Source organism: Brevibacterium sp. HMSC24B04 (genome assembly GCF_001806835.1).
In the GTDB taxonomy this organism is placed as follows: domain Bacteria; phylum Actinomycetota; class Actinomycetes; order Actinomycetales; family Brevibacteriaceae; genus Brevibacterium; species Brevibacterium ravenspurgense.
Genome location: NZ_KV786102.1, coordinates 1 through 11769, shown reverse-complemented (window position 1 = coordinate 11769; position 11769 = coordinate 1). Strand labels below are relative to the sequence as shown.

The following is an 11769-nucleotide window of genomic DNA, read 5'->3' as shown; positions in this document are numbered from 1 at the left end:
TGATGTCAGCGTGCTCGGCGTGCGCGTGCAGCCCGACGTTTGAGGGCGCGGCGTTCGTCTTCGCTCATACCGCCCCACACACCGGCGTCCTGACCGGAGTCAAGAGCCCACTGAAGGCAGGTTTCAGCAACCTCGCAACGACGGCAGACACTTTTGGCCTCTTCGATTTGAAGCAGGGCCGGCCCTGTGTTTCCGATGGGGAAGAAGAGCTCGGGGTCCTCATTGAGGCACGCTGCGCGGTGGCGCCAGTCCATGATGTCCTTTCGTACGGTTGCCGTTAGGCAGGCGGCTGGTGAGGGCACCAAAGCATGCCTGATCCAGGGGTGTGGATGGAGGGAGCGGCGATGCTTCGAATGGCCTGTGTTTACAGCCTGCATTAAGGGTCACACACCGGGCACGCGTGCACAAGGGGTTTCTTGTGTGAACTCCATGACAACTCTGGTTGACCGCAGGGTGATGGCCGGTGCTGTTGGATGGGCACACCCGGACCGGCCAGCTCGGTCGCCGCGAGAGTTTGCGATAATGCCCGTGTGAAGAATGTGCTTGATCCCTCGCAGAACCGTGTAGTCATCATCGGCGGTGGTCCCGGCGGATACGAAGCCGCTCTCGTCGCCGCTCAGATGGGCGGTGAAGTCATGCTCGTCGAAGCCAACCGCACCGGCGGTTCGGCAGTGCTGACCGACGTTGTGCCTTCGAAGTCCCTGATCGCAACGGCCGAACTCATGGTCGAAATGGAATCGGCCTCCCACCTGGGGCTCGTGACCTCCGGCGGTTCTGAAGATCCTGGCCTCGGTGCCGACCTCGCTCGGATCAACGCGCGCATCAAGCGGCTTGCCGATGCTCAGGCATCAGACATCAAGCAGGGCCTGCACGAAGCGGGCGTCAAAGTCATCAAGGGCCGCGGCCGCCTGGCCGGCCCGGATCTTGTCGATGTGACCGAGCCGGATGGCACGGAATACCAGCTCAAGGCCGACACCATTCTCGTCGCCGTCGGCGCGCACCCGCGCGAACTCGATACCGCCAAGCCGGACGGCGAGCGGATCCTCACCTGGAAGCAGCTGTACGACCTTGACGAACTACCCGAGCACCTCGTGGTTGTCGGCTCCGGTGTGACGGGTGCCGAGTTCGCCTCGGCCTACCAGGCACTCGGCTGCGAAGTGACCCTCGTGTCCTCGCGTGACCAGGTTCTTCCGGGCAAGGACGAAGACGCCGCCGAAGTGCTTGAGAATGCTCTGCGCGGTCGCGGTATGAACGTGCTCAGCCGTTCGCGCGCAGCTTCTGTCACTCGTGACGGCGACAGCGTGACGGTGGAACTCGCTGACGGTCGCAAGGTCAAGTGCTCCCACTGCCTTATGGCAGTCGGCTCGATCCCGAACACCGACGACCTCGGACTGGAAAAGGTCGGGATCGCAGTCGAAGAGTCCGGGCACATTGTCGTCGACCGGGTTTCGCGCACCACGGTTCCCGGCATCTACGCGGCCGGTGACTGCACGCCGGTGTTTCCGCTGGCTTCGGTTGCCGCCATGCAGGGCCGGATCGCCATGTGGCACGCCTTCGGCGACGCGGTTATGCCGCTGAAGCTGCGCAACGTCGCATCCAACGTCTTCACGGCACCGGAAATCGCAACCGTCGGCTTTTCGCAGGCCGAAATGGCTGAAGCCGGTCACGACGTCGAAGAGCTGCTGCAGCCGCTGCCCACCAACGCGCGCGCAAAAATGCAGGGCATCAAGGACGGCTTCGTCAAGATCTACGCTCGCCGCGGATCAGGTTCCGTGCTCGGCGGTGTTGTTGTCGGTCCGAAAGCATCTGAGCTCATCATGCCGATTACGGTTGCAGTCGAAAACCGCCTGACCGTCGATCAGCTCTCAGCATCCTTTGCCGTTTACCCGTCGCTGTCTGGTTCTATTACAGAGGCCGCCCGCCGTCTGCACCAGTCGGCAGGTCTGGAGTTCTGAATCCCGGCAGAAAAGCCGCAAAAGCAGAAGAGCCGCACTTAGTGTGCGGCTCTTCTGCTTTCAGTTGGTCCTATGGCCCCGGTGCTTCGCCTTCAGCACCCGCCCGGCGCCTCGGCCTTCAGCACCCGCCCACGCTTTAGCAACGGATCCACGCTTTAGCAGTGGTTGCTAAGGCGCACATCCCGGCTATCGGGTGTTTTTGTGCGGCTAAGGCGTGGATTCCGTCTAACGGGTGTGCCGAGAGCTGGCCCGTACGCTCGGCAGGCAGGCCTTAGGAGGCGAAGGTGATGAGCGTCGTCCCTGATTTTACGGAGGCGCCTGCCTCAACCAACACGTCGCTCACGACACCCTCGCGGGTGGCCTTGAGCGGCTGTTCCATCTTCATGGCCTCAATGACGGCCAGCGTCTGACCTTCAGATACCGAATCGCCGGCTGCCACCTCGACGGACACGATGGTGCCCTGCATGGGGGCTGCCAGTTCAGCCGATTCGTTCGAACGGCGCGATCCCTTGCGGCGCAGACGACGGGCGGGACGCTCAGCGGGGACTGCGCTGCCGTTGCCGGCAGCCGCGAGTTCCTTGGGAACTTTGACCGTCAGGCGGTGACCGTCAACCTCGACGACAACATCGACCGAACTGGTGTCGGGGCTGGTCTCGCCCGGTGTTGAGGCGGGAATGTCGAAGTTCGGGACGTATTCCGTCTGCAGCCATTCGGTCGACACCGAAAAGTCTTCAGCAAAAGCCGGTTCGTTCACCAGTGCGCGGTGCAGCGGCAGAAGTGTGGCCACACCTTCCAGCACGTACTCGTCCAGGGCGCGGCGGGCGCGGGCGAGAGCCTGCTGGCGGTCTTCGCCGGTCACGATGAGCTTGGCGAGCATGGGGTCGAAGTCAGAAGTGACGAAACGACCGACCTCCACACCGGAGTCCATACGCACACCCGGGCCTGCGGGTTCGCGCAGAGCCGTGATCTTGCCGGTTGCTGGGAAGAAGTTCTGGGCGGGGTCTTCGGCGTTGATGCGGAACTGGATGGCGTGACCGCGGGGAGCGGGGAAGGATTCGGGCAGCGATTCACCCTGGGCGATCTTCAGCTGCCATGCGACCAGGTCGATGCCGGCAACTTCTTCCGTGATGGTGTGCTCCACCTGGATGCGGGCATTGGTTTCCATGAACGACAGCGTGCCGTTATCGCCCATGAGGAACTCACACGTGGCAGCACCCACGTAGCCGACGGCGCGCAGAATGTTTTCAGTCGCCTCTGTCAGCGTGGCCACCTGTTCGTCGCTGAGGAACGGTGCCGGTGCCTCTTCGATGATCTTCTGGTTGCGGCGCTGCAGTGTGCAGTCGCGGGTCGAGCCGATGAGGATCCGTCCGGCGGCATCGGCAATTGCCTGAACCTCGATGTGGCGGGGGCGGAGGATCTGCTGTTCGACCAGCACATCGTCGCGGCCGAAAGCGGCTTTGGCTTCGCGGCCAGCGGATTCGTAGGCGTGCGGCAGTTCGGCGCGGCTTGCTGCCGTGCGGAAGCCGCGTCCGCCGCCGCCGTGGACTGCTTTGATGACGACGGGGTAGCCGATTTCATCGGCCACGGCCAGAGCGTCGTCGACGTTCTTCACGGGACCGTTGGAGCCGCGCGTGGTGGGCGCACCGACTTCGCGGGCAACCGCGCGGGCGTTGGCTTTGTCTGCAAGACCGGCGATGGCCGCCGGGGGAGGTCCGACCCACACGAGCCCCGCGTTGATGACCGCCTGCGCGAATTCGGGGCTTTCTGCCAGGTACCCGTAGCCGGGGTGAACGGCTTCAGCGCCAGAGCGTTCGGCGATTGTGAGGATGGAGTCGATGTCGAGGTAGGTTTCAGCTGCGCCGTTGCCGGGCATGAGCCAGGCGTCGTCGGCGTAGCGGACGAAGTCGGCGTCGGAGTCGGGTGTCGTGTATGCAGCGATCGCGGTCAGGCCGAGATCGTGGCATGCCCGGACAACCCGGAGGGCGATTTCACCGCGATTGGCGATGAGCACCCGCGTGAACGGCTTTGTGTTCACCGTTGCGGAAAAGGTCGACGACATTCGCTCTCCTGTGGGGATCGGGGATAGACACAGCAAATCTAGTGATAGGCACTAATGGTTTGTGTGTTGGAGACAAAAGCAGGGGAAAAGCTTTTGGCGCAAGCATTGTGCGCGCGTGTCTTCTGTGGGTTGGCCTACGTGTCAGCCCGGTGCGTGCTGGGGACCATCCACGCGATCGCTCACACGGCACCGACGGCGTCAGCGCTCACACGCTGGCGCCGGACGCCCTGTTCCACAGGGAGTGCCATTCGATGCCCAGCTGTCGGCACATATCGCGCAACAGTGGAACCGACATGCCCAGGACATTGGTGTGATCACCCTCGATCCTGGTGACAAAAGCGGCCCCGTAGCCGTCGATTGTGAGGCCTCCTGCCACCTCGAGAGGCTCCTCGGTTCCCACATAGGCATCGATCTCAGCATCTGTGAGTTCAGCGGTGGTGATCAGCGTGGAGCCCACGGCCTCCGCTGAGTCCTCAACAGCGGGTGCACCGCCGTCGCTTACGCGGCTCAAGCGCGCCATGAAGATGCCGCTGTGCAGATGTGCGGTGCGCCCGCCCATGTCCCGCCACAGTGCGCGCGCCCTTTCCGGTGTGTGCGGTTTGCCGACGGCCCGCCCGTCAAGTTCCAGCATGGAATCCGATGCAATGAGCACAACCGGTTCACCGGTGCGGCCCGGCAGACTGTCAGCGGTCAGTTCGCTGATGACCGCACGGCCCTTAGCGGTGGCCAGGACGGCGGTCTGCTCAGCGGTGGTGAGCTCGCGGCCGCGCTCCTTTTCTGCCCGGGTAAGGGCCGCGTCTTCGTCAACGCCGGACACGATGACTGTCGGTTCGACGCCGGCTGCCCGCAGGATCGACAGGCGGGAGGGAGACCCGGATGCGAGGATCACTGCGGTCATACTGTGCTCTCCTGTTCTTCCCCCGCGGCTTCTTCTGCCGCACGGTTCCGAGGCGCCCGGGCGGCCTGCCTTTCCAAGGCCTGTGTGGGTGCAGGGGGAGTGGACGAGGGCTGGGAAGGCTGGGTGATCGCGGTGGGGAACTCCATGACGCGGGCGGCTGTTGTGATGACACCCGAGGCGATCTGAGCGCTTCCGAAGCGGGATGGGTAGCGGCCTTCGGGTGCCAGCAGGCTCACTCGCGAGGTGCCGGAAAGCAGGTTGGTGAGGCTGATGGGGACCGCATTGGTCGACAGGGCGGCGACAGTCTGCGAACCGGCAAGAACACGCGATGAGCGGCGCAGGACTGTGCGCACGGGATTGCGCAGACCCGGCAGCCCGCCGAGGTTCGGAGTGGTGAGAACAAGGACCCTGTAGTGGCCTTCAACCTGCAGTCGGTTGATGGCGTTGGTGAGGATCGGCAGGCCAATTGTGCCTTTGACCGGATGGGCCACATCGGCTGTGCCCATTGAGATAACGGCCAGGCGAAGCTGCGATCCGCCGGGTGTGCGCTCCATGGTCGCATCGGCCAGCAGCTCCGAAACCTGGGAGGCAACAGCGGAAGCTCCGACGGCGGGAACAGCAAGGCTGCGCAGGCGCACGGGTGACTGTGCCAAAGCGGCAAAGCCCCGGGCAATGCGCACAGCCGGGTGGTCGGCAGCTGTTTCCAGACCGACGCCGGACAGCCACGAATCCCCGATGACGGCAACGGCGGGCAGGCCGCTGTCCTCAGCGCTCAGCGGGCCGCGCGAGCCGTCTTCGCTCACGATGGCGGCATGGGGATATTTTCGCCGCTGTGCATCGGCGCGGAACGCGCGGCGAACACGCTTCGACTGTGCGCGCAGAATTCCCGATCCGGCTCCCACTGCAGCACCGGCTGTCGTTCCGGCTGCGAGTATCGCTTTCCAGCTGTTCTTCACAATTCCACTCTAACCGTCCCGAAGACGGCGGCGTACGCACAGGACACACCTCGCGTTCGGCCAGCCGGGAGCGCTGAAACGGCGTGCAGGATATAGCCTGGTCTCATGACGAAGAAGATCTCCAAAGAACAGCCGGGAACAGCGGTCAAGCCGCTGACGGATCCCGCTATGGCTGACGCGTACCGTCTGCAGTCGCGAAGCTATGTGCCTTTTGTGTCTCGCGGACTGCGCTTGGCCGCAGCGTGGAGCTGGCGCTCGCTTGTTGTTTTGGCAGCGGTTGCGGTTCTTCTGTGGCTCCTGGGGAAGGTCACGTACGTTCTCATTCCGCTGCTTGTCGCCCTGCTCATTTCGGCACTGCTGACTCCGCTGGTGAATTTCTTGGTGCGTCACAAGTGGCCGCGTGCAGCTGCTGCCGCGACGGTGCTGCTGAGCTTCATCCTTGTGGTGGTTGGCCTGCTTGCGCTCGTCGGCCAGCAGCTTGTCACCGGCATCATCGATCTGACATCGACCACCATGAAGGGTGTTGACGCCATTGCCACGTGGCTTCAGTCAAACCCGCTGGGCCTGGATTCAAGCGTGATCGCACAGGCTGTTGCTGACGGAACACAGCAGGTCAATGATTTCCTCAGCGCCCAGAAGGGCAAAATCGCAACGGGTGTTGTCGGTGCTGCGACGAGTGTCGGCAGCTTCTTCGCCGGCCTGCTGATTTCGCTGTTCGCCACCTTCTTCTTCCTGCTGGAAGGTTCGAGGATTGCCCGCTGGATCACCCGTCTGCTGCCGGTGCCCGCGCGCGAACCTGCCCTCGGGGCCGCTGTTCGCGGCTGGGTGGCGCTGGGCCAGTACGCCCGCATCCAGGTGATCGTCGCCGCGGTAGATGCCCTGGGCATCGGCATCGGCGCGCTGATTCTGGGTGTTCCCCTTGTCATCCCGCTGACTGTGCTCATCTTCCTGGCGTCCTTCATCCCGATCGTCGGTGCGGTCGCAACCGGGATCATCGCGGTTCTGTTGGCACTGGTGGCCAAGGGCTTCGTCCACGCGATCATCATGCTGGGCATCGTCCTGCTGGTGCAGCAGGTCGAAAGCAACGTCCTCCAGCCGTTCCTCATGGGCAAGGCGGTTTCTGTCCACCCGCTCGCCGTTGTTCTCGCAGTGGCCGTCGGCTCCTACCAGTTCGGCATTGTCGGCGCTCTCTTCGCCGTGCCGGTCGTCGCTTCCATATCCGCAGCCATCGGCTATCTTGCCGAGCTGTCCTCCCAGCAGATGCTTGCCGACGCCCGGCGTGAAGGCGTGATCGCCCCGGGGGAAGGGCCGAACTTGCCGGGTGAAGACTCACCCGGCCACGCTGCAGATCCTTCCGACGGCCGCCGGCGCACCGTCATCATCTCCGATTTCGAGGAGGGCAAACCGGCTGACTGAGCTCAGTGATTCTGAGCCCGCTGATTCTGACTGAGTCTGTGAGGTTCTGACTGGGTTGAGCCTGAACACAAAGACGGCGGGAACAGACAGTGTGTCTGTTCCCGCCGTCAGTGTTTTGGGAAGTCTGCTTTCCGCTGTCTCAGGTGATCAGTAAGCTTTGGCCGACTTCACGGTGACGGTGATCTTCCGGCCGTTGGGTGCTTCGTATTCGACGTCGTCGCCGACCTTCGCACCGTTGACCGCTTTGCCAAGTGGCGATTGTTCGGAGAAGACTTCAACCTTGTCCTCTTCCGAGATGATTTCGCGCGAACCCAGCAGGAACTCCATCTTGCGGCCGTTCATTTCGACCACGATGAGCTTGCCGGGGCCTGCGATTTTGTCGTCCGCATCGGCTTCGCCGACTTCTGCGTTGCGCAGCAGCTCTTCGAGCTGGCGGATACGAGCTTCCATCTGGCCCTGTTCGTCGCGGGCAGCATGGTAGCCGCCGTTTTCTTTGAGGTCGCCCTCTTCGCGTGCCGCGTCAATGCGCTCGGCGATTTCTGCGCGGCCCGGGCCCTGGAGGTGCTCGAGTTCCTTCGTCAAGCGCTCGTGGGCCTCTTTGGTCAGCCACGTCTTGTCGCCGACGTTTTCCTCAGCCATGCTGTTTCCTCCTCAGGCGCTGCACCGTGCAGCGCTTGTCTACGTGAAATCCCGGGTCCGCTGCGGACCCGGGATGGTGATTCGGCTATCTTAGCTGACGAACCAGCAGGATTCTAAGTGTCCCTGTACGGCCCGCTGGGTCGTGTTGACCTCGACTTCCTGATGGAACAGATCTGACGAGGCGGTGTCGGGTGACGCTGGGATCGTCACTTCGCGGTAGCCCACCACGGCTTCGAAATCGTTCTTGGCAACAACTGAGCACACGGAGTCCCGTTCGCGATCCGGACGGATGTTGAATGTCACGACCGCGCGGTTGGAGTCGAGGGCCTCAAACGAAACATCGGACGCTGTGGTCGGTGCGCCGGCCGGGCGGAACGCGAAGAAAGCAGCCCCGATTGCAATGAGTACGGTGACGATGCCGGCGACGATGAGCAGAGGGCGCTTATTCAGCTTCGTGCCCTGATAGCCGGGTGCACGACCCCCGTATCTTTCGCTCACAGCCGACCTTTCTGTCAAGCGTCTACCTTCGACGTACTAGTCTAGAGTAGTCATTTCTGCCGGGAGCCAGCCGGCGCCCTCATGGAGGTCCACGTGAAGCCAACCGCGCCGTATTCGCAGCTGCGCATGCTTGCAGTGCATGCTCACCCTGACGACGAATCGTCTAAGGGAGGTGCGACGACGGCGCTCTACACGACACTCGGAGCGCAGGTCACGATCGCCACGATGACCGGTGGGGAAGCGGGTTCGATTCTCAACCCTGCTCTGGAGGGAAGCCCCGCGGCCATTCGCGACATCGCGGGTCTGCGCCGTGACGAAATGGCGCGTGCCGCACAGCGTCTTGGTGCCCAGCACAAGTGGATCGGATTCGTCGACTCCGGTCTGCCCGAAGGCGGCTTCGACGATATTGATCACGGAACGTTCTGGACCGCCCCAACAGAAGTTGCGGCACGGCCCCTGGTCCACCTCGTCCGCCAACTGCGCCCGCACGTGGTGACGACGTATGACGAACTCGGCGGGTACCCCCACCCGGACCACATCCGCGCTCACGAAGCCACGATGCTCGCGGTCCAGATGGCAGCTGATGCTGACTGCAACCCCGAACTGGGCGAGGCCTGGCAGGTGCCGAAGGTCTACTACAACATGGACCTCACCCCGGCTAAGTGGATGCACATTCACGGCATCATGGCGAAACTGGGCGTCGAATCGCCCCTGAGCCCTGAACGCCAGGAGCGCATCCGCACCTCGGCGAACAAACGCGACTACAAGCTGACCGCATCAATCCCCGCGGGGGCCTTCTTGGAAACCGCGGCAGAAGCGCTGCGTGCTCACGCAACCCAGATCGACCCCAGCAGCGGGTTTTTCTCAGAAGTGCAGATGATGGCCGAACAGTACTGGCCGACAGAAGAGTTCGAACTCGCCGTCGACAACACCGGCAGGGACGGCGATTTCGGCGAGTTCTCCGAACATGACCTGTTTGAGGGAATCACACTCGAAGACGGCGCCGGCGTAGCGCCGGGAGACCTGAAAGCCGCCATGCGCACAGCCGGAATTGAGATCGTCGAACCCGCCCAGAAACTCCAAGGAGAATGATGCTCGACACCATCGTCTTCGCCGTGGCACAGGAACAGCCGCCGAAAATGCCGGACCCCGTGCTGGTCACCCCCGGCACAATCGGCTTCGTCGCCACAGCGCTTGTTGTGGTTGCAACGATCTTCCTCATCCGCGACGCCGTACGCCGCATCCGCCGCATTCGCGCACGCGACGGCGCACGGGTCGAATACACCATTCCGTTGCGCAAAGACGGCGACCTCGAAGGACAGCAGTCAGCCCGTCCCGACTGGCAGGGACCGGAAGAGCAGCAGGACAGTGACAGCGAACAAACCGGACCCGAAGACACCCGCACAGACAGCTGAAAGCTGATCGGCGCCTTTAAGAGGAATGCCAAAAGACCGGGGTGACTGCCGTATCAGGCAGTCGCCCCAATCGTTTACATGGCCATAGCGGAGGCGGTGAGCATAGCCGCCAAATGACAGCCGTAGCCGACCACCGTGCAGGCGTGGAAGATCTCGTGGAAGCCGAAGGCTCCCGGCACCGGATTGGGGCGCTTGAGCCCGTAGATGACAGCTCCGGCAATGTAGAACGCCCCGCCGATCACAATCAGGATTCCCGCCGCGAGGTTTGCCATCCACATGTGCGGCACATAGCCGACCCCGGCCACTCCGATGCCGATGTAGACCGGGACGAACAGCGCTCGCGGGGCTGACGTCCAGATGAGCCGGAACGCGACACCGGCAGCCGCCCCAACCCACATGACGGTCAGGAGGATGAGCGCCTCGCCAGGCGGCAGCAAGAGCAGTGCCAGGGGAGTGTAGGTGCCGGCGATGATGAGGAAGATATTGGCGTGGTCGAACCTGCGCAGCAACAGACGAATGCGCATGCGCCACGGCCCACGGTGATACACGGCCGACGTACCGAACAGCAGCATGCCGGTCAGGGCAAAAACAGCAGCACCCAGGCGCACCCCGACGGTCGGACCGAGGATGACGGCAGCCAAGCCGCCGATGACGGCAAGAGGGAACGCTCCGACGTGAATCCACCCGCGCCACGACGTTTTCTTCTGCCCGGCCATGCGGCCCAGCTCAGTGCGAAGAAAGGCTCGCCTGCGGCGTGACATGCGGCTGCGCGACACAGAGACCCTGCGGCCGGGGGCAGCGGTTTCTTCACGTGGACGATCGTCCGGAACAAGGGCCGAGGCGGTGGTTTGGTGCTCCATATGTGAAGTCTATGTTGTGGGTCTGACAGAAGCGTGGGCATTCCACAGCGCGGTGCCTTCTATCCATTAGATTAGGTACGCACCCACAAACACACGGTGGATGCGGGGCGTGATGGGCTGAATGCCTGCACGAGTGAAAATGTCCGCACGGGAGAAAGGCCGAAAGATGAAAGCACCGAGAATACCGCGTGCTGGTTCATCCACGGGCCTGCTGCACCGGCTGTACAACCTGCGCATGGTCAAGTCCCTGCGGCCGGATACCGCGATTCCCCGGCACATCGGCGTCATTACCGACGGCAACCGCCGCTGGGCGCGCGAATTCGGTGCAACCACCGAGCAGGGCCACCGGGCCGGTGCACAGAAGATCATTGAGTTCTTGGGCTGGTGCGATGAAATCGGCGTTGAAATGGTCACTCTCTACGTCCTGTCGAAGGAAAATCTGGCGCGGGCTGAAGAAGAAGTAGCTGCGCTGACCGAAATCATCGGCGACCTTGTCGACGAAATCGCAGACACCGAGTGGTACTCCGTCAACCTTGTGGGCAACCTCGAACTTCTGCCCGGTGCTCTGCGCAGCAGACTGCAGGCGGCTCAGGAACGGTCGGCTGGAGCGTCTGAAACCGCTTCGAGAGTCGCGGTTAACATTGCCGTCGGCTACGGAGGGCGGGCTGAGATCATTGATGCGATCCGTTCCTATCTTCAGGCGGAACTCGAATCCGGGCGAGACCTCAGCTGTGCAATCGACGATGTTTCCGAAGAGAAGCTGTCAGAGCACCTGTACACGAAGGGCCAGCCGGACCCGGATCTGATCATCCGGTCGTCGGGCGAACAGCGTCTGTCAGGCTTTCTTATGTGGCAGAGCGCTTATTCAGAGTTCTATTTCTGTGAGGCCTACTGGCCGGCTTTCCGCAAGACAGACTTTCTGCGCGCGGTGCGCGACTACTCGAACCGTTCACGCCGCTTCGGCCGCTGACGGGGTAAAGGTTGGAGGGCGAAATCGTCACCGGGCGCGGCGCCTAAAGCTATAAGGCAGCTAAAAGACGGGCGCCCGCCGACTCCGTGTGGAGCCGGCGGGC

At 63.0% G+C, this 11769-nt stretch carries 12 protein-coding genes; 5 read left to right on the top strand and 7 right to left on the bottom strand.

Annotated features, from left to right (window positions below; all coding sequences use genetic code 11):
- Positions 1–5: 5 nt before the first annotated feature.
- Entirely contained in the window at positions 6–254 is a 249-nt protein-coding gene (locus tag HMPREF3092_RS08855; protein ID WP_019175610.1) for a WhiB family transcriptional regulator, read from the bottom strand.
- A 276-nt stretch (positions 255–530) separates the two neighbouring features.
- Here HMPREF3092_RS08855 and HMPREF3092_RS08850 point away from each other — a divergent pair, with 276 nt between their 5' ends.
- Entirely contained in the window at positions 531–1955 is a 1425-nt protein-coding gene (locus HMPREF3092_RS08850; RefSeq protein ID WP_070424639.1) for an NAD(P)H-quinone dehydrogenase, read from the top strand.
- Between the two features lie 271 nt (positions 1956–2226).
- On the opposite strand, the gene HMPREF3092_RS08845 is transcribed toward HMPREF3092_RS08850, so the two are convergent.
- From HMPREF3092_RS08845 to HMPREF3092_RS08835, 3 genes are all read right to left on the bottom strand, one after another.
- On the bottom strand, positions 2227–4014 hold the full coding sequence (locus tag HMPREF3092_RS08845; RefSeq protein ID WP_019175608.1) for an acetyl/propionyl/methylcrotonyl-CoA carboxylase subunit alpha: 1788 nt from the start codon (positions 4012–4014) through the stop codon (positions 2227–2229).
- Positions 4015–4219: 205 nt separating this feature from the next.
- Positions 4220–4912 carry a Maf family protein gene (locus tag HMPREF3092_RS08840; protein ID WP_070424638.1) on the bottom strand — a complete coding sequence of 231 codons (693 nt, stop codon included), beginning with the start codon at positions 4910–4912 and terminating at the stop codon, positions 4220–4222.
- Entirely contained in the window at positions 4909–5868 is a 960-nt protein-coding gene (locus HMPREF3092_RS08835) for an SGNH/GDSL hydrolase family protein (RefSeq protein ID WP_070424637.1), read from the bottom strand. Before HMPREF3092_RS08835 ends, HMPREF3092_RS08840 begins: the two co-directional genes overlap by 4 nt.
- Before the next feature lie 105 nt (positions 5869–5973).
- Here HMPREF3092_RS08835 and HMPREF3092_RS08830 point away from each other — a divergent pair, with 105 nt between their 5' ends.
- Complete coding sequence (locus tag HMPREF3092_RS08830; RefSeq protein WP_070424636.1) at positions 5974–7284, top strand: AI-2E family transporter; 1311 nt, start codon at positions 5974–5976, stop codon at positions 7282–7284.
- Between the two features lie 147 nt (positions 7285–7431).
- Here HMPREF3092_RS08830 and greA read toward each other — a convergent pair whose 3' ends face one another.
- Positions 7432–7923, bottom strand: a complete 492-nt coding sequence (gene greA / locus HMPREF3092_RS08825) for a transcription elongation factor GreA (protein WP_062019779.1) — start codon at positions 7921–7923, stop codon at positions 7432–7434.
- A 90-nt stretch (positions 7924–8013) separates the two neighbouring features.
- Positions 8014–8421, bottom strand: a complete 408-nt coding sequence (locus HMPREF3092_RS08820) for a DUF4307 domain-containing protein (protein ID WP_061944085.1) — start codon at positions 8419–8421, stop codon at positions 8014–8016.
- Positions 8422–8514: 93 nt separating this feature from the next.
- On the opposite strand from HMPREF3092_RS08820, the gene mca reads away from it, so the two are divergent.
- Together mca and HMPREF3092_RS08810 are read left to right on the top strand one after the other, a co-directional pair.
- On the top strand, positions 8515–9513 hold the full coding sequence (gene mca, locus HMPREF3092_RS08815; protein ID WP_083274348.1) for a mycothiol conjugate amidase Mca: 999 nt from the start codon (positions 8515–8517) through the stop codon (positions 9511–9513).
- The gene (locus tag HMPREF3092_RS08810) at positions 9513–9836 is read left to right on the top strand and encodes a hypothetical protein (protein WP_070424634.1); all 324 of its coding nucleotides are present in this window, start codon (positions 9513–9515) and stop codon (positions 9834–9836) included. The genes mca and HMPREF3092_RS08810 overlap by 1 nt, the downstream gene beginning before the upstream one ends.
- 74 nt (positions 9837–9910) lie before the next feature.
- Here the strand turns inward: HMPREF3092_RS08810 and HMPREF3092_RS08805 are convergent, their stop codons facing one another.
- Positions 9911–10696, bottom strand: a complete 786-nt coding sequence (locus tag HMPREF3092_RS08805) for a PAQR family membrane homeostasis protein TrhA (RefSeq protein ID WP_070424633.1) — start codon at positions 10694–10696, stop codon at positions 9911–9913.
- A 166-nt stretch (positions 10697–10862) separates the two neighbouring features.
- Between HMPREF3092_RS08805 and uppS the strand changes: the two genes are divergently transcribed.
- Positions 10863–11666: a polyprenyl diphosphate synthase gene (gene uppS, locus HMPREF3092_RS08800; protein WP_070424632.1), complete on the top strand. Its 804-nt coding sequence runs from the start codon at positions 10863–10865 to the stop codon at positions 11664–11666.
- Positions 11667–11769 lie beyond the last annotated feature (103 nt).

Coding starts and splice junctions, on each gene's coding strand:
- HMPREF3092_RS08855 (WP_019175610.1), bottom strand. CDS start 254: ATGGACTGGCGCCACCGCGCAGCGTGCCTCAATGAGGACCCCGAGCTC.
- HMPREF3092_RS08845 (WP_019175608.1), bottom strand. CDS start 4,014: ATGTCGTCGACCTTTTCCGCAACGGTGAACACAAAGCCGTTCACGCGG.
- uppS (WP_070424632.1), top strand. CDS start 10,863: ATGAAAGCACCGAGAATACCGCGTGCTGGTTCATCCACGGGCCTGCTG.
- HMPREF3092_RS08810 (WP_070424634.1), top strand. CDS start 9,513: ATGCTCGACACCATCGTCTTCGCCGTGGCACAGGAACAGCCGCCGAAA.
- HMPREF3092_RS08805 (WP_070424633.1), bottom strand. CDS start 10,696: ATGGAGCACCAAACCACCGCCTCGGCCCTTGTTCCGGACGATCGTCCA.
- greA (WP_062019779.1), bottom strand. CDS start 7,923: ATGGCTGAGGAAAACGTCGGCGACAAGACGTGGCTGACCAAAGAGGCC.
- HMPREF3092_RS08840 (WP_070424638.1), bottom strand. CDS start 4,912: ATGACCGCAGTGATCCTCGCATCCGGGTCTCCCTCCCGCCTGTCGATC.
- HMPREF3092_RS08830 (WP_070424636.1), top strand. CDS start 5,974: ATGACGAAGAAGATCTCCAAAGAACAGCCGGGAACAGCGGTCAAGCCG.